The 22,236-nt window shown below is 73.1% G+C and carries 19 protein-coding genes; 4 read left to right on the top strand and 15 right to left on the bottom strand.

Annotated elements, in window-relative coordinates; translation table 11 throughout:
* Positions 1 to 163 precede the first annotated feature (163 nt).
* The 6 genes from OG295_RS18730 to bldG all read right to left on the bottom strand — a co-directional run bounded on the left by OG295_RS18730 (position 164) and on the right by bldG (position 6,431).
* On the bottom strand, positions 164 to 361 hold the full coding sequence (locus OG295_RS18730; RefSeq protein WP_266839950.1) for a hypothetical protein: 198 nt from the start codon (positions 359 to 361) through the stop codon (positions 164 to 166).
* 132 nt (positions 362 to 493) lie between these two features.
* Positions 494 to 2,026, bottom strand: coding sequence for a methyltransferase (locus tag OG295_RS18725; protein ID WP_371677888.1), 1,533 nt, complete (start codon positions 2,024 to 2,026; stop codon positions 494 to 496).
* A 90-nt stretch (positions 2,027 to 2,116) separates the two neighbouring features.
* Positions 2,117 to 2,671 carry a small secreted protein gene (locus OG295_RS18720; RefSeq protein WP_266839953.1) on the bottom strand — a complete coding sequence of 185 codons (555 nt, stop codon included), beginning with the start codon at positions 2,669 to 2,671 and terminating at the stop codon, positions 2,117 to 2,119.
* A gap of 173 nt (positions 2,672 to 2,844) precedes the next feature.
* Positions 2,845 to 5,247: a sodium-translocating pyrophosphatase gene (locus tag OG295_RS18715; RefSeq protein WP_371677887.1), complete on the bottom strand. Its 2,403-nt coding sequence runs from the start codon at positions 5,245 to 5,247 to the stop codon at positions 2,845 to 2,847.
* Positions 5,248 to 5,540: 293 nt separating this feature from the next.
* A complete protein-coding gene (locus tag OG295_RS18710; RefSeq protein WP_266839956.1) occupies positions 5,541 to 5,975 on the bottom strand; it encodes an ATP-binding protein in 435 nt (144 codons plus the stop codon).
* Between the two features lie 114 nt (positions 5,976 to 6,089).
* Positions 6,090 to 6,431: an anti-sigma factor antagonist BldG gene (bldG, locus tag OG295_RS18705; RefSeq protein WP_008743037.1), complete on the bottom strand. Its 342-nt coding sequence runs from the start codon at positions 6,429 to 6,431 to the stop codon at positions 6,090 to 6,092.
* Between the two features lie 82 nt (positions 6,432 to 6,513).
* Between bldG and OG295_RS18700 the strand changes: the two genes are divergently transcribed.
* Positions 6,514 to 8,994: a DEAD/DEAH box helicase gene (locus OG295_RS18700; RefSeq protein ID WP_371677886.1), complete on the top strand. Its 2,481-nt coding sequence runs from the start codon at positions 6,514 to 6,516 to the stop codon at positions 8,992 to 8,994.
* 475 nt (positions 8,995 to 9,469) lie between these two features.
* Here the strand turns inward: OG295_RS18700 and OG295_RS18695 are convergent, their stop codons facing one another.
* The 7 genes from OG295_RS18695 to ssd form a co-directional block, all read right to left on the bottom strand.
* The gene (locus OG295_RS18695; RefSeq protein WP_371677885.1) at positions 9,470 to 9,826 is read right to left on the bottom strand and encodes an Rv3654c family TadE-like protein; all 357 of its coding nucleotides are present in this window, start codon (positions 9,824 to 9,826) and stop codon (positions 9,470 to 9,472) included.
* Positions 9,823 to 10,152, bottom strand: coding sequence for a TadE family type IV pilus minor pilin (locus OG295_RS18690; RefSeq protein WP_371677884.1), 330 nt, complete (start codon positions 10,150 to 10,152; stop codon positions 9,823 to 9,825). Before OG295_RS18690 ends, OG295_RS18695 begins: the two co-directional genes overlap by 4 nt.
* A 34-nt stretch (positions 10,153 to 10,186) precedes the next feature.
* On the bottom strand, positions 10,187 to 10,384 hold the full coding sequence (locus OG295_RS18685) for a DUF4244 domain-containing protein (protein ID WP_030228542.1): 198 nt from the start codon (positions 10,382 to 10,384) through the stop codon (positions 10,187 to 10,189).
* A gap of 61 nt (positions 10,385 to 10,445) precedes the next feature.
* Positions 10,446 to 11,294, bottom strand: a complete 849-nt coding sequence (locus OG295_RS18680; RefSeq protein WP_371677883.1) for a type II secretion system F family protein — start codon at positions 11,292 to 11,294, stop codon at positions 10,446 to 10,448.
* Positions 11,294 to 12,172, bottom strand: coding sequence for a type II secretion system F family protein (locus OG295_RS18675; RefSeq protein WP_371677882.1), 879 nt, complete (start codon positions 12,170 to 12,172; stop codon positions 11,294 to 11,296). The genes OG295_RS18680 and OG295_RS18675 overlap by 1 nt, the downstream gene beginning before the upstream one ends.
* Positions 12,169 to 13,317: a TadA family conjugal transfer-associated ATPase gene (locus OG295_RS18670; protein WP_371677881.1), complete on the bottom strand. Its 1,149-nt coding sequence runs from the start codon at positions 13,315 to 13,317 to the stop codon at positions 12,169 to 12,171. The genes OG295_RS18675 and OG295_RS18670 overlap by 4 nt, the downstream gene beginning before the upstream one ends.
* A complete protein-coding gene (ssd, locus tag OG295_RS18665; RefSeq protein ID WP_371681230.1) occupies positions 13,314 to 14,492 on the bottom strand; it encodes a septum site-determining protein Ssd in 1,179 nt (392 codons plus the stop codon). Before ssd ends, OG295_RS18670 begins: the two co-directional genes overlap by 4 nt.
* A 489-nt stretch (positions 14,493 to 14,981) precedes the next feature.
* On the opposite strand from ssd, the gene OG295_RS18660 reads away from it, so the two are divergent.
* Entirely contained in the window at positions 14,982 to 15,845 is an 864-nt protein-coding gene (locus OG295_RS18660; protein ID WP_371677880.1) for an HAD family hydrolase, read from the top strand.
* A 440-nt stretch (positions 15,846 to 16,285) separates the two neighbouring features.
* Here the strand turns inward: OG295_RS18660 and OG295_RS18655 are convergent, their stop codons facing one another.
* Positions 16,286 to 17,107, bottom strand: coding sequence for an oxidoreductase (locus OG295_RS18655; protein ID WP_356211193.1), 822 nt, complete (start codon positions 17,105 to 17,107; stop codon positions 16,286 to 16,288).
* 109 nt (positions 17,108 to 17,216) lie between these two features.
* On the opposite strand from OG295_RS18655, the gene OG295_RS18650 reads away from it, so the two are divergent.
* A complete protein-coding gene (locus tag OG295_RS18650; RefSeq protein ID WP_371677879.1) occupies positions 17,217 to 18,215 on the top strand; it encodes an ATP-binding protein in 999 nt (332 codons plus the stop codon).
* Here OG295_RS18650 and OG295_RS18645 read toward each other — a convergent pair.
* Positions 18,184 to 19,491, bottom strand: a complete 1,308-nt coding sequence (locus tag OG295_RS18645; RefSeq protein WP_371677878.1) for a hypothetical protein — start codon at positions 19,489 to 19,491, stop codon at positions 18,184 to 18,186. The two genes, OG295_RS18650 and OG295_RS18645, sit on opposite strands and share 32 nt — an antisense overlap.
* Before the next feature lie 235 nt (positions 19,492 to 19,726).
* Here OG295_RS18645 and OG295_RS18640 point away from each other — a divergent pair, with 235 nt between their 5' ends.
* Entirely contained in the window at positions 19,727 to 22,234 is a 2,508-nt protein-coding gene (locus tag OG295_RS18640) for a SulP family inorganic anion transporter (RefSeq protein ID WP_371677877.1), read from the top strand.
* Positions 22,235 to 22,236 lie beyond the last annotated feature (2 nt).

Below are 22,236 nucleotides of genomic sequence, written 5' to 3'. Positions count from 1 at the left end.
ACTCGAACGGTAACCCGACAAGTGCCGTTTCTGCCGCCCGGATGCGTCGGCCGCCCCCTCCCGGTCACCGGGCGGGGTGGCCGGAGGGCCGTCTGGCCCCGCCCCCCGACCCGCCGCGACGTCGGGTTTCACACCCCCGCGGAGATCATCGCGGGAGGCCGCCTCAGAACCGCTGGAGGCACCAGACCCCGAGGGCCAGGGACACCGCTCCGGACAGCAGTGCCAACGGTACGGCCACGACGGGGCGCACTCCCTCCGCCACCGGCGCGCGACGCAGTGCGCGCGCCCCGGTCCAGGCCAGCAGAGCGGCCCCGAACAGCAGGAACACGGCCGCTGCGAAGATCGCCGGACCGCGTTCCATGCCGTTCCCCTTTTCCCCTCGGGCCGCTCGGGAATCCCCCCGGATCCCGTTGCCCGGGAGCCTGCCAGCCGTGGGGAGACAGCAGGCGAACCCCGGGTTACATCACGGCGACGGAGGGCGGCGCGGGATCCGCTAGCCGGCGGCCGGCCCCGGCACGGGATCCAGGAAACCCTGCTCGACCAGCATCCGGATCGCCTCCGGCGTCCGGTCCCGCAGAACGACCGGATCCTCCTCCACCAGCTGGGCGATCGCGTCCAGGATCCGGCCCGCGCTGAGTGACCCGTCGCACACTCCTGCGAAGCCCGCCCCGACCGTGTCGACCTTGGTGGCGCGGCGCATGCCGCGGTGCTGCCGGAGCACCACGTGCTCCGGGTCCTCCGCCCCGGGCGCGCCGACCTGCTCCTGGACGACCTCCTCGGTGAGCTGGAAGTACCCCGCCAGCAGGGCCGCGTCGTCGTGCTCGCGCAGGTAGTCCTGGCGGGCGAAGTGGGCCAGGACGGCGTCGCCGAGCGGCTGCTCCACCGAGTGCGGCCACTCCTCGACCACGATCGAGGGCTCGGCGGCGGCGGTGCGGCGCAGGGTGATCCATCCGAAGCCGACGGCCTTGGTCTTGCGCGCCTCGAACTCGTCCAGCCAGTCCTCGTAGCGCCGCGCGTACTCGGCCGGGTCGGTGCGGTGGTCGCCCCCGTCGCGCAGCCACAGCTCCGCGTACTGCGTCACGTCCTGCACGTCCCGCTGCACGATCCAGGCGTCGCAGCCGCGCGGCACCCAGGAGCGGACCCGGTCGTGCCAGTCCTCGCCCTCCACGTGCTGCCAGTTCCCGAGAAACTGCGCGTACCCGCCCGGGTTGAGGTGGGCGCCGGCCTGCTGGACCAGGGTCCGGCAGAGGTCGTCGCCGCCCATCCCGCCGTCGCGGTAGGTGAGCCGGGCGCCGGGCGAGATCACGAAGGGCGGGTTGGACACGATCAGGTCGTACGTGGCCTCGCCGACGGGCTCGAACAGGGATCCGGCGAGCAGCTCCGCCTCCGGCGCCCCGGACAGCGCCAGCGTCAGACGGGTGAACTCCAGCGCGCGCGGGTTGACGTCGGTGGCGGTGACCCGGGTGGCGTGCTGGGCGGCGTGCAGCGCCTGGATGCCCGATCCGGCGCCCAGGTCGAGGGCCGATCCGACGGGGACGCGGACGGTGATCCCGGCCAGGGTGGTGGAGGCCCCGCCCACGCCGAGGACCACGCCCTCCTCGCGGCTGCCGATGCCGCCGGCCCCGCCGACGGCGCAGCCCAGGTCCGAGACGATGAACCAGTCCTCGCCGTCCGGGCCCCCGTACGGGCGGACGTCGACGGTGGCGCGGACGGCGTCCTCGCCGTCGGCGGCTTCCTCCCGGCGCAGCCAGCCGTCGGCGAGCGCGTCCTCGACGGGCAGCGCGGCCGCGGCGTGCGCGTACGGCACCGGGCTCTGCAGGAGGAACAGCCGGACCAGGCTCGCGAGGGGGCCGTCGCCGTGGCTGCGCGCGGCACGCAGGGCGGGGACCGTCTCGCTGCGGGCGAGGGCGGCGTAGGCCGGGGCGCCGAGCAGGTCGAGCAGCCCGTCGGCGGTGAAGCCCGCGGCGAGCAGGGCGGTACGGAGGGCGGCGGCCCGATCGGGCGTGGGGAGGCTGGTGGTACTCACGCGTCCATTGTGGCCGCTGGGGCCGCGGATCCGTACGAGCCTCGGCGTACCGCCCGCCGCGCGCTGGCGGGGCGGACGGCACCCGCTCGGCTACTTGGGGGCGCTGACCTGGCAGCCCTTCTGGGTGTAGATCACCTTGAGGCCGGTCGAGTTGAGCTTCTCCTTGCTCGCCGTCTCGTTGGCCGCGACCTCGGTGAGACCGCCGGCGACCTGCTGGAGGCCGTCCGCGAACTTCGCCTGGTCCTTCGGGTCGAGCGCGTCGATCTTCGTCTTGAGATCGGTGTAGCCCTTGGAGATCTCCCCGTAGCTCTTCACCACGGCCTGCTGGGTGGTGGCGCCGTCCTTGACCGGTGCCTCGCCCGCGGCCGTGAGCGCGCCGCCCATGGTCTTGTAGGCCTCGGACAGCGTCTGGAACGCGGCCGAGTCGGTCTTCTGGACCTCTTCGGGCTTGCTGCTCTGGCTGGCCACCCGCTTCAGCTCGTCATTGGTGGTCTTGATCTTGGTGAGCTCTGGCTCCCACTTGTCGCAGACCTTCTTGGCCCAGGCGTCGGCCTTCTTGTCACCGTCGTCCCCACCGCCACAGCCGGACAGGACGAGCATCAGTACCGCACCGCCGGACACCGCGGCCGCAAGCTTCTTGTTCACCGGATTGGTCCCTTCGAAGGCTCTCGGCCGGAAGATACACGCCCGCCATCCGGGGACGCACAAAGGCGGACAGACGGCGCGTCAGTCCGCGCCGCCCGTCCGCCGTTCGGGCGCATCGTCGAGCCGGGTCCGGCCCGGGGGCCGGTGCCGACGCGCTCGGAGCGTCCGCAGGGTCAGGAAACCACCGCCGGATCGGCCTGCTGGGCCACCCGTTCGGCGGCCCCGCCGTCGCCGTCGTCGCCGACGGCGATGCCGCGGCGCTTGGACACGTAGACCGCGCCGACGATCACCGCGATGGCGAGGGCCGCGACCACGGCCCGCACGGTCGCGCTGGTGTCCTCGCCGTAGCTGAACTGCACGACGGCCGGGGCGATCAGCAGCGCCACCAGGTTCATGACCTTGAGCAGCGGGTTGATGGCCGGGCCCGCGGTGTCCTTGAACGGGTCGCCGACGGTGTCGCCGATGACGACCGCGGCGTGGGCCTCGCTGCCCTTGCCGCCGTGGTGTCCGTCCTCGACGAGCTTCTTGGCGTTGTCCCACGCGCCACCGGAGTTGGCGAGGAAGACCGCCATCAGGGTGCCGGTGCCGATGGCGCCCGCGAGGAACGAGCCGAGCGCGCCGACGCCGAGCGAGAAGCCGACGGCGATCGGGGTGAGGACGGCGAGCAGGCCGGGCGTGGCGAGTTCGCGCAGCGCGTCCTTGGTGCAGATGTCCACGACGCGCCCGTACTCGGGCTTCTCGGTGTAGTCCATGATCCCGGGGTGCTCGCGGAACTGGCGGCGCACCTCGTAGACGACGGCGCCCGCGGAGCGGGAGACGGCGTTGATGGCCAGGCCCGAGAACAGGAACACGACGGCCGCGCCCAGGATCAGGCCGACCAGGTTGTTGGGCTGGGCGATGTCCAGGCTGAGGTTCATCTCGCCCGCCTTCGCGCCGACCGACTTGACCGCGGTGGCGATCGCGTCGTTGTACGAGCCGAAGAGCGCGGCCGCGGCGAGTACGGCGGTGGCGATGGCGATGCCCTTGGTGATGGCCTTGGTGGTGTTGCCGACCGCGTCGAGGTCGGTGAGCACCTGGGCGCCCGCGCCCTCGACGTCGCCGGACATCTCGGCGATGCCCTGGGCGTTGTCGGAGACCGGCCCGAAGGTGTCCATGGCGACGATGACGCCGACGGTCGTCAGCAGGCCGGTGCCGGCGAGGGCCACCGCGAAGAGCGCCAGCATGATCGAGGTCCCGCCGAGCAGGAAGGCCCCGTAGACGCCGAGGCCGATGAGGAGCGCCGTGTAGACGGCGGACTCCAGGCCGACGGAGATGCCGGCGAGGACCACGGTGGCGGGTCCGGTCAGCGAGGACTTGCCGATGTCCCGGACGGGACGGCGGTTGGTCTCGGTGAAGTAGCCGGTCAGCTGCTGGATCAGGGCCGCGAGGACGATGCCGATGGCGACGGCGACGACCGCCAGGACGCGGGGGTCCCCGGCGTGGCCGGAGATGGCGGCGTCCTCGACGCCGACGAGCTCCTTGTAGGTGGCCGGGAGGTACGCGTAGACGGCGATCCCGACCAGCACCAGGGAGATCACGGCGGAGATGAAGAAGCCGCGGTTGATCGCGGTCATGCCGCTGCGGTCCGAGCGCCGGGGCGCGACCGCGAAGATGCCGATCATCGCGGTGACGACGCCGATGGCGGGCACGATCAGCGGGAAGGCCAGGCCGAGGTCGCCGAAGGCGGCCTTGCCGAGGATGAGCGCGGCCACGAGGGTGACGGCGTAGGACTCGAAGAGGTCGGCCGCCATCCCCGCGCAGTCGCCGACGTTGTCGCCCACGTTGTCGGCGATGGTCGCGGCATTGCGCGGATCGTCCTCCGGAATGCCCTGCTCGACCTTGCCGACCAGGTCGGCGCCGACGTCGGCGGCCTTCGTGAAGATGCCGCCGCCCACGCGCATGAACATCGCGATGAGCGCGGCGCCGAGGCCGAAGCCCTCCAGGACCTTGGGGGCGTCGGCGGCGTAGACCAGGACGACGCAGGAGGCGCCGAACAGGCCGAGGCCGACGGTGAACATGCCGACGACGCCGCCCGTGCGGAAGGCGATCTTCATGGCCTTGTGGGCCACCTCGGTGAGGTCCTTGGCGGGTTCGCCCTCGGCGGGGGTGGCCTCCCGGGCGGCGGCCGCGACGCGCACGTTGGCGCGGACCGCGAGGCGCATGCCGATGTAGCCGGTGGCGGCCGAGAAGAGCGCGCCGACGAGGAAGAAGGCGGAACGTCCCGCCCGCTGCGTCCAGTCGTCGGCGGGGAGCAGGAAGAGCAGGAAGAACACCACGACGGCGAAGACGCCGAGGGTGCGCAGCTGGCGGCCGAGGTAGGCGTTGGCGCCTTCCTGCACCGCCGCGGCGATCCTCTTCATGCTGTCCGTGCCCTCGTCGGCGGCGAGGACCTGGCGGACCAGGATCTGCGCGACGACCAGCGCGGCCAGTGCGACGCCCGCGATGACGAACACGATGAGCCGATTTTCATCGGTGAGTACTGCGGCTGCCAGATCATTGACGCGATCCGGCGCGATAGGGGTGAAGAGCCCCGTCATTCGTCCTCCTTGACGTGATGAGCTCAAGATGTGGACGGATTGTAGGGAGCGCACCCGCATCAAAACAGTGGGCGTGAAACGGAATTGGCCTGCTCTTGCTCCTCAGCAATAGATCACGTCACCCCATTACCCCCGAAAGAAGTAATGGGACAAAGGCATTGACAGGCGATCAGCACACTGCGGATGATCGGGATTATTTCCCGGAGAAATGAAAAAGGCCCTGCTCAGCAGGGCCTTGATAAAGATCGGAAGATACGACGGACCGCGCGCGGCGGGTCTACGGCGCGGCGGGTCTACGGGAGGTCCGACCCCCCGGAGACGGGCCAGCTCATCCGAATCGTTCCGCCGCCCTCCCCGGTGGTGACCGAGACGTCGTCGACGAGCCCGCTGATCACGGCGAGGCCCATCTCGTCCTCCCCGTCGGTGTCGGGGTCGAGGGCCGCGGCGATCCCGGACACGGAAGAACCACCGGCCGGCCCGGGCACGTCGTCGCCGACCTCGATGGAGAACGACTTCTCCTCCTCGGTCAGGACCACCCGGACGGGCGCGGTCAGCCCGCTGCTGCGGTGCAGTCCGACGGCACGGGAACACGCCTCGCCCACGGCGAGGCGAACCTCGTCGAGGACGGCTTCCTCCACACCCGCCCGGCGCGCCACGGCGGCCGCGACCAGGCGGGCCGTCCGGACGTGTTCGGGCTGGGCGCTGAAGCGCAGTTCAACGGTGGCCATTGCATCCCCCTCGGACTACGGGCGTGCCTTGACAGGGGCCCGGACCACCCGTGGTCCGGTACCCCCGCTCCTCGTCGGCTCCCGTGCCGCCGGGGCGGCACTGGCCGGGAGCCGTCAGTCGGTGGCGTTGACGGCGTCTTCCACCGTGGTGTGGATCGGGAACACCTTGGTCAGACCGGTGATACGGAAGATCTTCAGGATGCGCTCCTGGTTGCAGACCAGACGCAGCGAGCCCTCGTGCGCGCGCACGCGCTTGAGGCCTCCCACGAGCACACCGAGGCCGGTGGAGTCGAGGAAGTCCACTCGCTCCATGTCGACAACCAGGTGGTAGCTGCCGTCGTTCACCAACTCCACCAACTGCTCGCGCAGCTTGGGCGCGGTATACACATCAATCTCGCCACCGACCTCTACGACCGTGCGGTCGCCGACAGTGCGAGTCGACAGGGACAGGTCCACGGATCCTCCAGCACCTTGCTATCGAGCGGCGCCCCCCAGGGGCCTACCCCACCCGAAGGTAGGGGAGGGATCGGCTGCCGCGATGGCATTCAATCACTTACCGGCAGGCGCGCACGACGCCTTGGGTCCATTGTCCCGCACGCCGGTGACACACTCGGTTCCAATGGCCAACACTCAGCGCCCCGGTCCGGCCACGGCCGCGGCGGACCCACGACCCACTCCCGGCACGGTCCTGGACCGTCTCTCACGGGGACCTTCCCGAGCTGCGCGCATCACCCATACGGAGCACTTGCCCCCTCGGGCGGGTCGTCATGCGGTCTGGCCCGACCGCATCCGAACAGATGTCGTGGCCGCCATCCGGGCCGCCGGGATCGAACATCCGTGGGAACACCAGGCCGCGGCCGCCGAGCACGCCCTGGACGGGGAATCCGTGGTCGTCGCCACCGGAACCGCCTCGGGCAAGTCCCTGGCCTACCTGGCGCCCGTGCTCTCCGCCCTCGCGGACGGCGCCGAGGCACCCAACGGCCGGGGTGCGACCGCCCTCTACCTGGCCCCGACCAAGGCTCTGGCCGCCGACCAGCGCCGGGCCGTGCGGGAACTGGCCGCACCGCTCGGGAACGCCGTACGGCCCGCCGTGTACGACGGGGACACCCCCTTCGAGGAACGCGAGTGGGTGCGCCAGTACGCGAACTACGTGCTGACCAACCCCGACATGCTGCACCGGGGCATCCTGCCCTCCCACCCCCGCTGGTCCTCCTTCCTGAAGGCCCTGCGCTACGTGGTCATCGACGAGTGCCACACCTACCGCGGGGTATTCGGCTCCCACGTCGCCCAGGTCCTGCGGCGGCTGCGCCGCCTGTGCGCCCGCTACGGCTCCGAGCCGGTCTTCCTGCTGGCCTCGGCCACCGCGAGCGACCCGGCGGCCGCCGCGTCCCGCCTGACCGGCGTGGCGGTCACCGAGGTGGCCGACGACGCCTCACCGCGCGGTGAGGTGGTCTTCGCCCTGTGGGAGCCGCCCCTGACCGACCTCAGGGGCGAGAAGGGCGCCCCCGTACGCCGCACGGCGACCGCGGAGACCGCCGACCTGCTGACCGACCTGGTCGTCCAGGGCGTCCGCACGGTGGCCTTCGTCCGCTCCCGGCGCGGCGCCGAGCTGATCTCCGTGATCGCCCAGGAGCGGCTCGCCGAGGTGGACCGGTCCCTGCCCCGGCGGGTCGCGGCCTACCGGGGCGGCTACCTGCCCGAGGAGCGGCGGGCCCTGGAGCGGGCCCTGCACTCCGGGGAACTGCTCGGCCTGGCCGCCACGACCGCCCTGGAGCTGGGCGTGGACGTCTCCGGCCTGGACGCCGTCCTGATCGCCGGGTACCCGGGCACGCGGGCCTCCCTGTGGCAGCAGGCGGGCCGGGCCGGGCGCTCGGGGCAGGGCGCCCTGGCCGTGCTGATCGCCCGGGACGACCCCCTGGACACCTACCTGGTCCACCACCCCGAGGCCCTCTTCCGCCGGCCGGTGGAGGCCACCGTCCTCGATCCCGACAACCCGTACGTCCTGGCCCCGCACCTGTGCGCGGCCGCCGCCGAGATCCCCCTGACCGAACCGGACCTGGACCTCTTCGGCCCCGCGGCGCGCGAGCTCCTCCCCCAGCTGGAGGCGGCGAAACTGCTGCGCCGCCGGGCCACCGCCTGGCACTGGACCCGGCGGGAACGGGCCTCCGACCTCACCGACATCCGCGGAGGCGGGGGCCGTCCCGTGCAGATCGTGGAGGCTTCGACCGGGCGGCTGCTGGGCACCGTGGACGAGTCCGCCTCCCACACCACCGTCCACGACGGCGCCGTCCACCTCCACCAGGGCCGCACCTACCTGGTCGAGCGCCTGGACCTGGAGGACTCGGTGGCCCTGGTCGAGGAAGCCTCCCCGCCGTTCTCCACCACGGCCCGGGACACCACCTCCATCTCCGTCCTGGAGACCGAGACGGAGATCCCCTGGGGCCCGGCCCGGCTCTGCTTCGGCTCCGTGGAGGTCACCAACCAGGTCGTCTCCTACCTGCGCCGCAAGCTGATCACCGGCGAGGTCCTCGGCGAGGCCAAGCTGGACCTGCCCCCGCGCACCCTGCGCACCCGGGCCGTCTGGTGGACGGTCACCGAGGACCAGCTCGACGAGGCCCGGATCAGCCCGGAGATCCTCGGCGGCGCCCTGCACGCCGCCGAGCACGCCTCCATCGGCCTTCTCCCGCTGTTCGCCACCTGCGACCGCTGGGACATCGGCGGGGTCTCCGTCCCGCTGCATCCCGACACCCTCCTCCCGACCGTGTTCGTCTACGACGGCCACCCGGGCGGCGCCGGCTTCGCCGAGCGGGGCTTCCACACGGCCCGCGCCTGGCTGACGGCCACCCGGGACGCCATCGCCGCCTGCGAGTGCGAGGCGGGCTGCCCCTCCTGCATCCAGTCCCCCAAGTGCGGCAACGGCAACGACCCCCTCCACAAACGCGGCGCCATCCGCCTCCTCACCCGCCTCCTCTCCCCGACCCCCACCCACGACCCCACCCACCCCCCAAGCACCCCCTGAAACCCCGGCCGAACCCCCGAGCGGCGAACCCCCGACCCTTGCGGCGCAGCACCCGGGAAAACCCCAGCCCCACCCACACACGGGTCCCGAGGCAGGAGGCGAAACCCCGGGCCCCACGCCCGGCCACACCGGTACTCGGGCGTCCGGGCCCCGAGACACGGCTCCAGCCCCTCCCTCCCTCCGCCACTCGGGGCCCGAGACACGCCCCCGCCCCTCAGCCCCGCCAACCCCCGAGGCACGGCGACCGTGGCGAAGCCCCAGCTCCCGCCTCCGGCCCCACCGGCACCCGGGCTGCGGGACCCGAGGCCGAGCCCCAGAACTTCAGCCCCGCCGGTACTTGAGGCGCGGGGTCCGGGGCCGAGCCCCAGAACTTCAGCCCCGCCGGCGCTTGAGGCGCGGGGTCCGGGGCGGAGCCCCGGGGAACGGAGGAAGGGCGGGGCGGGGAGGGCTCCGCGCAGCGGCAACGGCACCCGGCTCAGCCCTCCACGGGCAACGGCGCCGGCACGGGCCCCGGCCCCGCGCGAGCCGCGACCCCCGGGGCGAACGGCCCCGCCCGGACCCGGGCGGTGACTTCGGCCACCTCACCCCCGACCCGGCACACCGCCACCTCCGCCCCCTGCGCCCGCGCCACCCGCCCGGCCACCGCACACGCCGCCTCCGGACCCCGCGCCCAGGTCACGGCCGCCGCCAGCGCCGCCAGATCCGCGGCCGCCCCCGCCCGGTGGCGGGCCACCACCGCCTGGCCGAGCAGCAGCACACCCCCGAACACCGCCACCAGGGCCGTTGCCACCACCGCGGCCCACACCGTCGCCGAACCCCGGTCCCGGCTCACGGCGGCGCCCCCACGCTGTCCTCCGCCAGCGCCACCGCCACCGCCCCCAGCCGCACCGGCAGCCCCGCCGGGCCCGGCGCCGGGGCGGCCACCGTGACCCGCCACAGGTCCCCCGACCGCTCCAGCTCCACCCGCGCCCCGGGCGGGGCGGCCGCCTTGGCCGCCGCCACCGCCACGTCGAGCGGCTCCGACCGGCCCGCCGCCCTGGCACCGGCCCGCGCTGCGTCCACACACCGGATCTGCGCGGCCGCCGCCATCAGCGCCCACACCAGCAACGCCGCGAACAACACCAGCGCCGGAATGATCAGAGCCGCCTCGGCCGTCACATATCCGCGGTCTCCGATTCCCGCCCGATTTCCCTCAGAAGGGCGCATCGAGCGCCTTCCCGATGGTCGACTGAAGGGCCGCCGAGACCACGTCACTCGTCACCACCTTGTACAGAACGGCGGCGAACGCACACGCCGCGATCGTGCCCATGGCGTATTCCGAAGTCGACATTCCCGCGTCACCCGAACGGCCGCTCAGCGCCGCCCGCACCCGAAACCAGATGATCCTCATGACAACCTCCTGTGGGATTACGTTCTTGATGTGTTTTCAGCTTGCGATCCGTGTGGTTCTCTCACTTGCCCGACAGCAGCCCAGAGGCCATTCCGATCACCACCGGAGCCACCCCGATCGCGAGGAAGGCAGGGAGGAAACACAGCCCCACCGGCGCGGTGACGAGCACCGCCGCCCGCTGCGCCCCGGCCACCGCCCGGCGAGAGCGGTCCGCACGGAGACCCGCGGCCAGCCGGGAGACCGGCTCGGCGGCCGGCGCCCCGGTACGCGCGGCCCGCTCCAAACATTCCGCGAGCCCCCGGGCCCCCGGTATCCGCGCCAACCTCCCCCACGCGGCGCCCGGTTCTCCGCCGAGGCGCAGCTCCGCGCCCGCGAGCGCCAGCCGCTCGCCCACCGGTCCGCCGAGCGATTCCCCCACCACCTCGGCAGCCTCCACGGGGCCCGCACCCGCGGCCAGACAGGCGGCCAGCAGATCCGCCGCGAAGGGCAGCTGCCGCTCGACCTCCCGGGGATCGGCACCGACCGGTGACCGGGACCGGGACCGGGCGAGGAAGCGCCGCACCCCGGACTCCGCCGCGTGCCCCGCCGGCGCTGCCGGCGCGCCCGGCGCCCCGCCGAACGACACCCGGCCTCCCGGCCTCCCGGCAGACACCCGGCCTCCCGGCACCACCCCGGCCACCGCCCGGCGCCCCGGCAGCGCCCGGGCCGGTCCGGCCCGTACGGCCCGCGACGCCCGCCCCCGGGACCCGCGCCCCGGCCCGGAGCCCACCGCCCTCGCGGGAAACAGCTCCGCGAGTCGGCGACGGGCCGCCCGCCGCCGCAGCCACACCGCCCACCCCGACACCAGACACCAGACCGGCGCCGCCAGGCACAGCGCCGTCCCCAGCCTGTGGACCACGGGCCCGCCCATCACCGCTCCCCCGTCCGTACGATCCGCCGGCACCACAGCAGTCCCAGCGCCTCCAGCACTCCGCCCACCAGCAGGCAGCCCCACCCGACCGGCGAGTGCAGCAGCACCCGCAGCGGGTCCGCCCCGAGCCCGGTGCCGATCAGCAGCCCCACCAGCGGCAGCAGCGCGAGCACCACCGTCGTCGACCTGGCTCCCGCCAACTGGGCCCGCAGCGACTCCTCCCGGTCGCGCTCGGCACGCAACGCCCCCTCCAGCCGGTCCAGTCCGGCCGCCAGGCCCGCGCCGCCGTCCACCGAGACCCGCCAGCAGGCCGCCATCCCGGCCAGCCCCGCGGCGCCCGGCTCCCGGGCCGCCTCGTGCAGGGCCCCGGCGACGTCCCCGCCGAAGGCCGCCGCGGCCAGCACCCCCGCCTCGGCCGGGCCCGGACCGCCGGGACCGGCCGACGTACGCCGCATCGCCACCGTCAGCGCCCGACCCGGCTGGGATCCCGCCCGCAGTTCCCCCACCACGGCCCCGCAGAGCGCCACCACCTCCGCGGCCCGGGCCCCGCGCGCCCGCTCGCGCTCCCGGGCCCGCAGCCGGCGCCGCACCAACGGCACCGCGAGCGCCCCCGAAACCAGGGGGATCACCGACCCGCCGAGCACCGCGACCACCAGCCCGGCCACGAACGGGACCCACTCCCGCCACCTCCCGGCCCGCACCCGCAGCCCGGCCACCAGGTGCCACCCCCACACCGGCCCGTCCGGCACCTGCGGGCCTCCCCCCGCCAGCACCAGCCGTGCCCGCCGGGGCAGTCGGTCACCCCCGGCCAGCACTCGGACTGCGGCGCCCGCACACAACACCCCGGCGAAAACGGGCACCGACACCCCGGGGCTCACCGGGAACCTCCCAGCAGCGGCCCGAGCCGTGCCCAGCCCGGCTCCCGTACGAACCCGCGGGTCCCCCAGCGCAGCGCGGGCACGGTCACCACCAGCCCGGCCGGATCCCGCTCCAGCACGTGCACCTCGGCCACCCGGCGCCGCCCGGCCCGGTCACGGACCAGGTGGACCACCAGGGTCAGCGCGGCGGCCAACTGGCTGTGCAGGGAAGCCCGGTCGAGCCCGGCGGCCGTGCCCAGCGCCTCCAGCCGGGCGGGCACGTGCGCCGCGGCGTTGGCGTGCACCGTGCCGCACCCGCCCTCGTGCCCGGTGTTCAGGGCGGCGAGCAGGTCGGCCACCTCGGCGCCACGCACCTCGCCGACCACCAGCCGGTCGGGCCGCATCCGCAAGGCCTGGCGGACCAGGTCCGCCAGGGTGACCAGCCCGGCCCCCTCCTGGTTGGCCGGCCTGGTCTCCAGCCGCACCACATGCGGATGGTCGGGGCGCAGTTCGGCGGAGTCCTCCGCCAGGACGATCCGCTCGCCCGGCCCGACCAGCCCCAGCAGGGCACTGAGCAGGGTGGTCTTGCCCGTCCCGGTCCCGCCGGAGACGAGGAACGACAGCCGGGCCTCGACCATGGCCCGGAGGAGGCGCTGCCCGCCCGGCGGCAGGGTTCCCGCGGCCACGAGCTCGTCCAGGGTGAACGCCTTGGGCCGCACCACGCGCAGCGAGAGGCAGGCCGACCCGACCGCCACCGGGGGAAGCACGGCGTGCAGCCGGGTTCCGTCCGGCATCCGGGCGTCCACCCAGGGCCGGGCGTCGTCCAGCCGCCGCCCGGCGACGGCGGCCAGCCGCTGGGCCAGCCTGCGCACGGCCTCGGCGTCGGCGAACGTCACCTCCGTCAACTCCAGCCCCCCGCCCCGGTCCACCCACACCCGGTCGGGGGCGGCCACCAGCACATCGGTGACCTCGGGGTCGGCGAGCAGCCGCTCCAGCGGCCCCGCACCGACCAGCTCGGACCGCAACTCCTCGGCCACTCCGAGCACTTCCGCGTCCCCGAGCAGCCGGCCCTGTGCCCGCAGGGCCGCCACGACCCTGGCCGGGGTGGGCTCCGCCCCGGTCTCGGCGAGGTGCTGGCGCACCGCGTCCAGCAGCGGCGCGCTCATGCCGGCACTCCTTGCGCGGAGCCCAGGGCCCGCTGCCAGAAGCCGTCGCAGAACCGGGCCAGCGCGCCCCGCGCCCCCGGCGGTTCCCCTTCCTCCACCCGGCCGGGGAGTCCCACCTCCACGGGCACCTCCCCGGCCAGCGGCGCCCCCAGCAGCGCCGCCACGGCTTCGGCGTCGAGCCCCTCCCGGCAGCGGCCCCGTACTACCACCCGCACGTCCCGGGCCACCATCCGCACCCCGGCGGCCACCCGGCCCGCCGCGGCCACCGACCGCAGCTCGCCGGGGACCACGAGCAGCACCAAATCGAGCTGGGCCAGCACCTCCGCCACGGCCTCGTCCACCCGCCGGGGCAGGTCGACCACGACCACGCCGCCCCTCCTGCGCGCGGCGGCCACGACCGACCGCATCGCGGCGGGCGGCACGACCACCCGTTCGCCGCGGTCCCAGCTCAGCACCCGCAGCGCGTGCAGTTCGGGCAGGGACTCCTCCAGGGCCCCCGCCCCGACGCGGCCGCGCGAGGCGGCGAAGTCGGGCCAGCGCAGGCCCGCGGCGCTCTCGCCACCGAGCAGGACGTCCATGCCCCCACCGAGCGGGTCGCCGTCGATGAGGATGGTGCGCTCCCCCGCCCGGCCCGCGCCGAGCGCGAGGGCGCAGGCGAGGGTGGAGGCGCCGGCGCCGCCGCTGCCGCCGATCACGCCGACGGCCAGGGCGGGGCGTCCCGCCGCTTCCACCACGTCGGCGATGCGGTCGACGAGCAGGCCCTCGGCGTCGGGGAGCCGCAGTACCTCCTCGGCACCGATCTCCACCGCCCGCTGCCAGACCAGGGGGTCGTCGAGGTCCCGGCCGACGAGGAACACCCCGCCTCGGCGCGGCGCTCCGCCCACCCGGCGCGCGGCGTCGTCGCCGACCAGGACGAGCGGGGCCGATTCCCATCCCACGCCACCGCGCGGCCCACCGCCCGCGAAGGCACTCCCGTCGTCCCCGCTCCCACGCGCACCACCGGCTCCGCTTTGCTCGGGCACCGCATGGTGCACGTGCGGTTCGGCGCCCGCGGCGGCGCACAGCCGCAGCAGGTCGTCGAGCAGCAGCGGGTCCTCGGTGATGATCAGCGGCCGCCCGCCGCCGGGCCCCGCCCCGGGCGCACCTGTGGCCCGCCCGCCCCCGCCGGTCGCCACGGGCTCCGGCCCTTCACACGACTTCGATCCAGCCACGATCTCCGCCCCCTTCTCACCGCAAATCCACGAGCCGCGGACTTCGCGGCTGGAATCACCGTGCAGCGATCCGGAAAAGGGAGTGGATCTTGCTCCAAAACTGTGGACGAGATGGCCCTTGTGAATAACTTCGCCACCCCATCAGGTGAGTTCCGGAGCGCGCCGGAACCACTACGCAGCGTGACGAGTTCGAGGGGGTGAGGGCCTGAGCCATGCGGGCCCGCCGACGAGGGAGGGCCGAGCGGATGACCACTGAAGGCCGAAGGCATGGGACGCGAACCGCGTCCGGACATGCGACGACCCCCGCCGGGGGGGAGAGCGGGGGTCGTCCCCACGGTCCGACTCGGGGGGGGAGGAGCCAGACCGGGTTAGCACGGTCGCGAACGATCCGTGACTTCCATGGTGTACCCGAGAGCCTTCTCAGGCAAACCCACGCGCCACACCTTACGCCGAATGGTGGGCGCATATGCTCGGGTCGTGGAAAATCAGCCCTTGCCGCACTCCTTGCCTCGGACCGCCGCCTTCTTCGACCTGGACAAGACGGTCATTGCGAAGTCCAGCACTCTGACGTTCAGCAAGTCCTTCTACCAGGGCGGCCTGATCAACCGGCGGGCCGTGCTGCGCACCGCGTACACGCAGTTCATCTTCCTGGCCGGCGGAGCCGACCACGATCAGATGGAGCGGATGCGCGAGTACCTCTCCGCCCTCTGCAAGGGGTGGAACGTGCAGCAGGTCCGGGAGATCGTCGCCGAAGCCCTCCACGACCTGATCGACCCGATCATCTACGACGAGGCCGCGTCCCTCATCGAGGCCCACCACACCGCGGGCCGTGACGTGGTGATCGTGTCGACGTCCGGCGCCGAAGTCGTCGAGCCGATCGGCGAGATGCTCGGGGCGGACCGGGTCGTGGCCACCCGCATGGTGGTCGGCGACGACGGCTGCTTCACCGGGGAGATCGAGTACTACGCCTACGGGCCCACGAAGGCGGAAGCCGTCCGGGAGCTCGCCGAGTCCGAGGGCTACGACCTGGCCCGGTGCTACGCGTACAGCGACTCGTTCACCGACGTGCCGATGCTCGAAGCCGTCGGGCACCCGCACGCGGTCAACCCGGACCGGGCATTGCGACGGGAGGCCGTGGCACGCGAGTGGCCGGTTCTGGTGTTCAGCAGGCCGGTACGGCTCAAGCAGCGGCTGCCCGCACTCTCGATGCCCGCCCGCCCGGCCCTCGTCGCCGCCGCGGCGGTGGGCGCGGCCGCGGCCACCGCCGGTCTCGTCTGGTACGCCAGCCGCCGTCGGGCCGCCGCCGCCACCGCCTGATCCCCGCCGTCACCCCACCGCCGGGTGTCCTGACCTGGGGCGTTTTGACCTGTCCGAATCGCCCCGGGTCATCCCGGAAAGTAAAGAACTCCGGCCAGGGGTTTCGCTCGGCTCGGAAGCGGAGTACAAAGGAGTCAACGGCCCGCGAGACCAAAGAACATCCGAGAGGATCATCTTTAAAACGCAGTAAGGCCCACGGACCGAAGCATGAACGCCGAGCACCCACGCGACGTCGACCCGTCGATTACGGGCCAGCCGCACCAGGTAACCGGGCAAAGCTCCCGACCTGATGGGCACATATCGAGGACGCTTGGTAACTGGGCGCGAATGCCAGCGGCGACACCAAAGCATCACGGTGTCGCCGCAACCCCGTTCCGGCCCCTGCGCGCCCCGGCTTCCGGCGCCCCCGAGCACCGGGCCCCGGCGCCGCGCCCCGCCGCCTACGCCGCGCCGCGCTGGAGGGCTTCGCAGACCGCCGTCGACTCGCGCACCCCGAGTTCGATCGCGCGGCCGCAGTGCGCGATCCAGGCGGCCATTCCCTCCGGGGTCCCGGAGACGTAGCCCTCGAAAGCCTCCAGGTAGGCCTTCACGCCCTGCTCGGCGTGACCGACCTCCGCCGGGCAGATCGCCTTCGGGTCGAGGCCACTGTTGATCAGCACGATCCGCTCGGCCGCGCGTGCGACCAGGCCGTTGTACGAGCCGAACGGCCTCAGCGCCAGGAGCTCGCCGTGCACCACCGCGCCCGTGATCAGGGCGGGGGCCGAGCCGCCGGCGATGATCAGCCGGGAGAGGCCGTCCAGCCGCCCCGCCACCTCGTCGGCGCCGGGCAGCGGAAGGTCCACCAGGGGCTCGTCCACCGGCTCGCCGGCCAGCCGCGGCCTGCCCACGACGTCCCCGGCCGCGGTCGACCCGGACGCCACCAGGTGCAGCCGCGCGAGGACCCGTAGCGGCGACTGGCGCCAGATGCTCAGCAGCTGGCCCGCCTCGGCCGTCAGGCGCAGCGCGGCACCCACCGTCAACGCCTGCGCCTCGGCGCCGAAGTCGGTGCGGCGGCGGACCTCCTCCAGCGCCCAGTCGGCACCGGACAGCGCCGCGCTGCCCCGCGCGCCGCGCAGCGCGGCCTCCGAGGTGATCTCCCCGCTGCGCCGGCGCATGACGCGGTGTCCGTAGACCCGGTCCACGGCCTTGCGTACGGAATCCACGGACTCTGCGACCCCCGGGAGCGAACCCAGGGCCGCCAGCGGGTCAGAAGCGCTACTCATAAGTAGGGAGCCTACGCACTGCGCGGCCGTAGCACCGACCCCTCCTTGGAGTGGTCTTCTTCACTCACCTCGACCACACCGCGCGACCATGCCACTACTCTTGGTGAACATGAAGATCGCTTTCGTGGGAAAGGGCGGCAGCGGCAAGACGACCCTGTCCTCCCTCTTCATCCGCCACCTCGCAGCCAATGAAGCCCCCGTCGTCGCGGTGGACGCCGACATCAACCAGCACCTCGGCGCGGCCCTCGGGCTCCCCGAGGACGAGGCGGCCGCACTGCCCGCCCTGGGCGCGCACCTCCCCCTCATCAAGGAGTACCTGCGCGGTTCCAACCCTCGCATCGCATCCACCGACAGCATGATCAAGACCACCCCGCCCGGCGCCGGCTCGCGACTGCTGCGGGTCACGGAGGACAACCCGGTCTACGAGGCCTGCGCGCGCACGCTGCTGCTCGACGGGGAGCCCGTACGGCTGATGGCCACCGGGCCGTTCACCGAGGCCGACCTCGGCGTGGCCTGCTACCACTCGAAGGTCGGCGCGGTGGAGCTCTGCCTCAACCACCTGGTCGACGGCCCGGACGAGTACGTCGTCGTCGACATGACGGCCGGCTCGGACTCCTTCGCCTCGGGCATGTTCACCCGCTTCGACATGACCTTCCTCGTGGCCGAACCGACCCGCAAGGGCGTCTCCGTCTACCGGCAGTACAAGGAGTACGCGCGGGACTTCGGCATCGCGCTCAAGGTGGTCGGCAACAAGGTGCAGGGCCCGGAGGACATCGAGTTCCTCCAGGACGAGGTGGAAGAGGACCTGCTGGTCACCTTCGGGCACTCCGACTGGGTGCGGGCGATGGAGAAGGGCCGCCCCGCGCCGTTCGACCTGCTGGAGGCGACCAACCGGCTGGCGCTGCAGGCGCTCCAGGACGCGGCCGAGGACTCGTACGCCGACCGCGACTGGGACAGGTACACCGAGCAGATGGTCCACTTCCACCTGCGCAACGCGGAGAGCTGGGGGAACGCCAAGACCGGGGCCGACCTGGCGGAGCAGGTCGACCCCGGCTTCGTGTTGCACGAGGCCCTGGTCAGCCCTCGTTCGACTCCTCAGCCGGCTTGACCGCGGCCGGGGCCGTCGGCGGCGCGGGCGGCGGCCCCGCGGTCAGGAACTTCGTCCAGCCGTCCTTCGGCGCCTGGCCGACGTCGAGGGTGCGCATCCACTCCAGCGTCTTCGGGTCCTGGGCGTCCAGCCAGTCCGCCAGTTCGCGGAAGGGCACGCACCGGACCTCCGGCTTGGTGCACATGGTCTGGATGGACTCCTCGACGGCACGCATGTAGGTGCCGCCGTTCCACGACTCGAAGTGGTTGCCGATGATCAGTGGCGCCCGGTTCCCCTGGTAGACCCGGTCGAAGGCCTGGCGCAGGCCGTCGCGCATCTGGTCGCCCCAGTACTCGTGCTGGGAGGGGTCGCCCTGGGTGGTCGTACCGGACTGGTTGACCAGGTAGTTGTAGTCCATGCTCAGGGTGTCGAAGGCGCGCCCGGGCATGGGCACCAGCTGGAGCGGGAGGTCCCAGAGCCCGTCCGTCTTCTTCGGCCAGATCTGCTTGCTGATGCCGCTGGAGTCGTAGCGGAAGCCCATGTCCTTCGCCGCCAGCATGAAGTTCTTCTGGCCTTCGAGGCAGGGGGTGCGGGCGCCGATCATCTCCTTGTCGTAGTCGAAGGGGAGCGCCGCCAGGTCCTTGAGCGCCGGGGCGTTCGTCTTCCAGTTCTTGACGAAGGACTTGGCCTGGTTGATCTCGCTCTTCCACTCCTCCACCGACCAGGTGCCGACACCCCCTTCGGGGCCGCAGAAGTGGCCGTTGAAGTGGGTGCCGATCTCGTTGCCCTCCAGCCAGGCCCCGCGGACCTGGGTGGCGGTGTCCTTGATGCCCTGGAGGTCGCCGAAGCCGATGTCGGAGAGGCCAGCGGAGTGCTGCGGGGCCGTGTAGAGGGAACGCTTCTCCTCCGGGAGCATGTACACGCCGCTGAGGAAGTAGGTCATCCGGGCGTTGTACTGCTTGCCCACCTCGCGGAAGTGCGAGAAGAGCTTCTGGCTGTCCTCGCCCGCGCCGTCCCACGAGAACACCACGAACTGCGGGGGCTTCTCGCCGGGCTTCAGTCTCTGCGGCTTCTGCACGTTCGGCTGGGAGCCCGTGTAGGCGGTCGAACCGTCGCCGATGGGGCGGTTGACACTGCCGGGGGCCTCCGGGGCGGCGGCGCCCTTCTTCGTGTTCTGGTCGCCGGGGGCGCCGGGAGCGCCGGGGCGGGCGGGCTCGGAGGCGCTGCACCCGGCGACGCCCAGTACCAGGGCCGTGGCGACAAGGCCGCCGGCGATCTTCTTCGTGGCGGCGATCATCCGCACACCTCTCCCTCGCAGTTCCATCGCGGGACTTTCGTGACGCAACGTCCCACGCGGTCCGCTTTAAGGAAGGTATGACAAGGCAGACAAAATACTTAATCACCCCGGAGTGCTAATTCGTAGCCCATTTGCCCGCATTACCTACCAACAGCCTTTACTCTCCATTACCATCCATTTACCGAGTGTTGAGACTCCCGCCGCTTCATCACCTCCCCCGAGGAGACGGGAACCCATGACGACAGCCGCCCCACCCCCCTCCACGAACCAAGGCCCCGACGGTGCCGGACCCCGCCTCAAGGGGCTCCATGCGGACTTGTCCGCGTCCGTCGCCGTCTTCCTGATCGCACTTCCCCTCTCGCTGGGCATCGCCCTGGCCACCGGAGCCCCCCTGCAGGCGGGGCTGGTGGCCGCCGCGGTGGGCGGGATCGTGGCCGGGCGGCTCGGCGGCGCCCCGCTCCAGGTGAGCGGGCCGACCGCCGGACTCACCGTGGTGACGGCCGGGTTGATCCAGCACTACGGCTGGCGCACCACCTGCGCCGTCACGGTCCTGGCCGGCTGCTGCCAGCTCGGACTGGCCTTCCTGCGCACCGCGCGCTCGGCCCTGCTGGTGAGCCCGGCGATCATGCACGGAATGCTGGCCGGCATCGGCGTGACCATCGCGCTGGCCCAGCTGCACATCGTGCTGGGCGGCACCCCGCAGAGCTCGGCCGTCGCCAACGTACTCGGACTGCCCGCCCAGTTGGCCGATCTGCATCCGGCCGCGCTCGGGGTGAGCGCGCTGACCCTGTGCGTCCTGCTGCTCTGGCCCCGGATCCCCGGGCGGGTCGGCCTGGCCCTGCGCAAGGTGCCCGCCGCACTGGCGGCGGTCGCCGCGGCCACCGCCGGCGCGGCCCTGGCCGGGCTCGACCTGCCCCGGGTGGACCTGCCCTCCTGGAGCAGCCACGCGCTGCCGGAACTGCCGCAGGGCCCGGTGCTCGGGATCATCGCCGCCGTGCTGACCATCACCCTGGTCGGCAGCGTCGAGTCCCTGATGTCCTCGGTGGCCACCGACAAGCTGATCGCCTCCGAGCGCGGTACGGGCGACCGCCCGCCCCGCGCCGACCTCGATCGCGAGCTGCGCGGACAGGGCGCCGCCAACATCGTCTCCGGGATGCTCGGCGGGCTCCCCGTCGCGGCCGTGGCCGTACGCAGCGCGGCGAACGTCAAGTCCGGTGCCGTAAGCCGTAAATCAGCCATGTTGCACGGGCTGTGGGTGGTGATCGCGGCCGGACTGCTCGTCCCCGCGCTCGACCTGATCCCGCTCGCCGCCCTGGCGGCGCTGGTGCTGGCCGTCGGAATCCAGGTGGTCAGCATCACGCACCTGAGGACCGTCACCCGCTACCGGGAGGTCCTGGTCTACGCAGCCACCATCGTCGCCGTGGTCCTGGGCGGGGTCCTGGAAGGCGTCGCCGTCGGCATCGCCGTGGCCGTGGCCCTGGCCATGCACCGGCTGGCGCGCACGAGGATCACCCTGGACGAGGCGGACGGCGTCCACCGGGTCCGGGCGCGCGGGCAGTTGACCTTCCTCGCCGTGCCGCGCCTGAGCCGGGTGCTGAACTCGATCCCGCACGAGGGCCACGCGGTCGTCGAGTTGGACGGCTCGTTCATCGACCACGCCGCCTACGAGATCCTCCAGGACTGGCAGGACACGCACCTGGCCCACGGGGGTTCGGTGGAGCTCACCGGCCGGGGCGGGGCCGCCATTTCCCGCGGCAACCACGCCCGGCCCACCGGGACGGCACCCGGGACCGGCGCCGGCGTGCGGCCGGGCCACGGCTCAGCCACCGGGTCCGGGCGGGTGCCGGCCGGCGGGAGCACCGCGATCGGCGGGGCCGGCGGCCACCGGGGCGAAGGCCGGGGAGCGCACCAGTGCTGCCGCCCGTGGACCCCCTGGCAGAACCACTGCGACCACCGCGCCCTGCCCGCCACGCACCCGGCGGTCGCCGCGCGCGTCCCGGCGGGCGAGGCGGCCGGGACGATCCCGAGCGCGGCCGAGCCCCGCGACGCCGGAACCGCCTCCCCCCGGCGCCGTGGCGCGGGTCAACTCGCCAGCGGGATCGGCGCCTTCCAGCGGGACACCGCCCCGCACGTCCGCGACGAGCTGGCCCGGCTGGCCCGCGAGGGACAGCGGCCCTCACAGCTCTTCCTCACCTGCGCGGACTCCCGCCTGGTGACCAGCATGATCACGGCAAGTGGCCCCGGCGACCTCTTCACCGTCCGCAACGTCGGCAATCTGGTCCCCCCGCCCGGAGCCGAAGCCACCGACGACTCGGTCGCGGCGGCCATCGAGTACGCCGTGGACGTGCTGAAGGTCGACAGCATCACGGTGTGCGGGCACTCCGGCTGCGGAGCCATGCAGGCCCTGCTGAACTCCCACCCGGGCGCTCCGATGACCCCGCTGCGCCGCTGGCTGCGGCACGGTCTGCCCAGCCTGGAGCGGATGGCCAGCCGGCACCACGCCTGGGCCCGGATCGCGGGCCGGCTCCCGGCGGACGCCGTGGAACAGCTCTGCCTGACCAATGTGGTCCAGCAGCTGGACCACCTGCGGGCCCACGAATCGGTGGCCCGACGGCTCGCCGACGGCTCGCTGGAACTGCACGGAATGTACTTCCACGTGGGCGAGGCCCAGGCCTACCTGCTGTCCGAGGGCGAGGACTTCTTCGACTGTCGGGTTTTCGACAGCGTGGGTCAGAACGCCTGACC

Origin of the sequence: Streptomyces sp. NBC_01276 (assembly GCF_041435355.1) — a bacterium.
Taxonomy (GTDB): Bacteria; Actinomycetota; Actinomycetes; order Streptomycetales; family Streptomycetaceae; genus Streptomyces.
Note: the sequence above shows the minus strand (reverse complement) of the source record. Positions and strands in the feature narration are given on the sequence as shown.

Coding starts and splice junctions, on each gene's coding strand:
- OG295_RS18680 (WP_371677883.1), bottom strand. CDS start 11,294: ATGGGCGGGCCCGTGGTCCACAGGCTGGGGACGGCGCTGTGCCTGGCG.
- OG295_RS18640 (WP_371677877.1), top strand. CDS start 19,727: ATGACGACAGCCGCCCCACCCCCCTCCACGAACCAAGGCCCCGACGGT.
- OG295_RS18730 (WP_266839950.1), bottom strand. CDS start 361: ATGGAACGCGGTCCGGCGATCTTCGCAGCGGCCGTGTTCCTGCTGTTC.
- OG295_RS18645 (WP_371677878.1), bottom strand. CDS start 19,491: ATGATCGCCGCCACGAAGAAGATCGCCGGCGGCCTTGTCGCCACGGCC.
- OG295_RS18670 (WP_371677881.1), bottom strand. CDS start 13,317: ATGAGCGCGCCGCTGCTGGACGCGGTGCGCCAGCACCTCGCCGAGACC.
- OG295_RS18660 (WP_371677880.1), top strand. CDS start 14,982: ATGGTGGGCGCATATGCTCGGGTCGTGGAAAATCAGCCCTTGCCGCAC.
- OG295_RS18685 (WP_030228542.1), bottom strand. CDS start 10,384: ATGAGGATCATCTGGTTTCGGGTGCGGGCGGCGCTGAGCGGCCGTTCG.
- OG295_RS18655 (WP_356211193.1), bottom strand. CDS start 17,107: ATGAGTAGCGCTTCTGACCCGCTGGCGGCCCTGGGTTCGCTCCCGGGG.
- OG295_RS18710 (WP_266839956.1), bottom strand. CDS start 5,975: ATGGCCACCGTTGAACTGCGCTTCAGCGCCCAGCCCGAACACGTCCGG.
- OG295_RS18700 (WP_371677886.1), top strand. CDS start 6,514: ATGGCATTCAATCACTTACCGGCAGGCGCGCACGACGCCTTGGGTCCA.
- OG295_RS18650 (WP_371677879.1), top strand. CDS start 17,217: ATGAAGATCGCTTTCGTGGGAAAGGGCGGCAGCGGCAAGACGACCCTG.
- OG295_RS18715 (WP_371677887.1), bottom strand. CDS start 5,247: ATGACGGGGCTCTTCACCCCTATCGCGCCGGATCGCGTCAATGATCTG.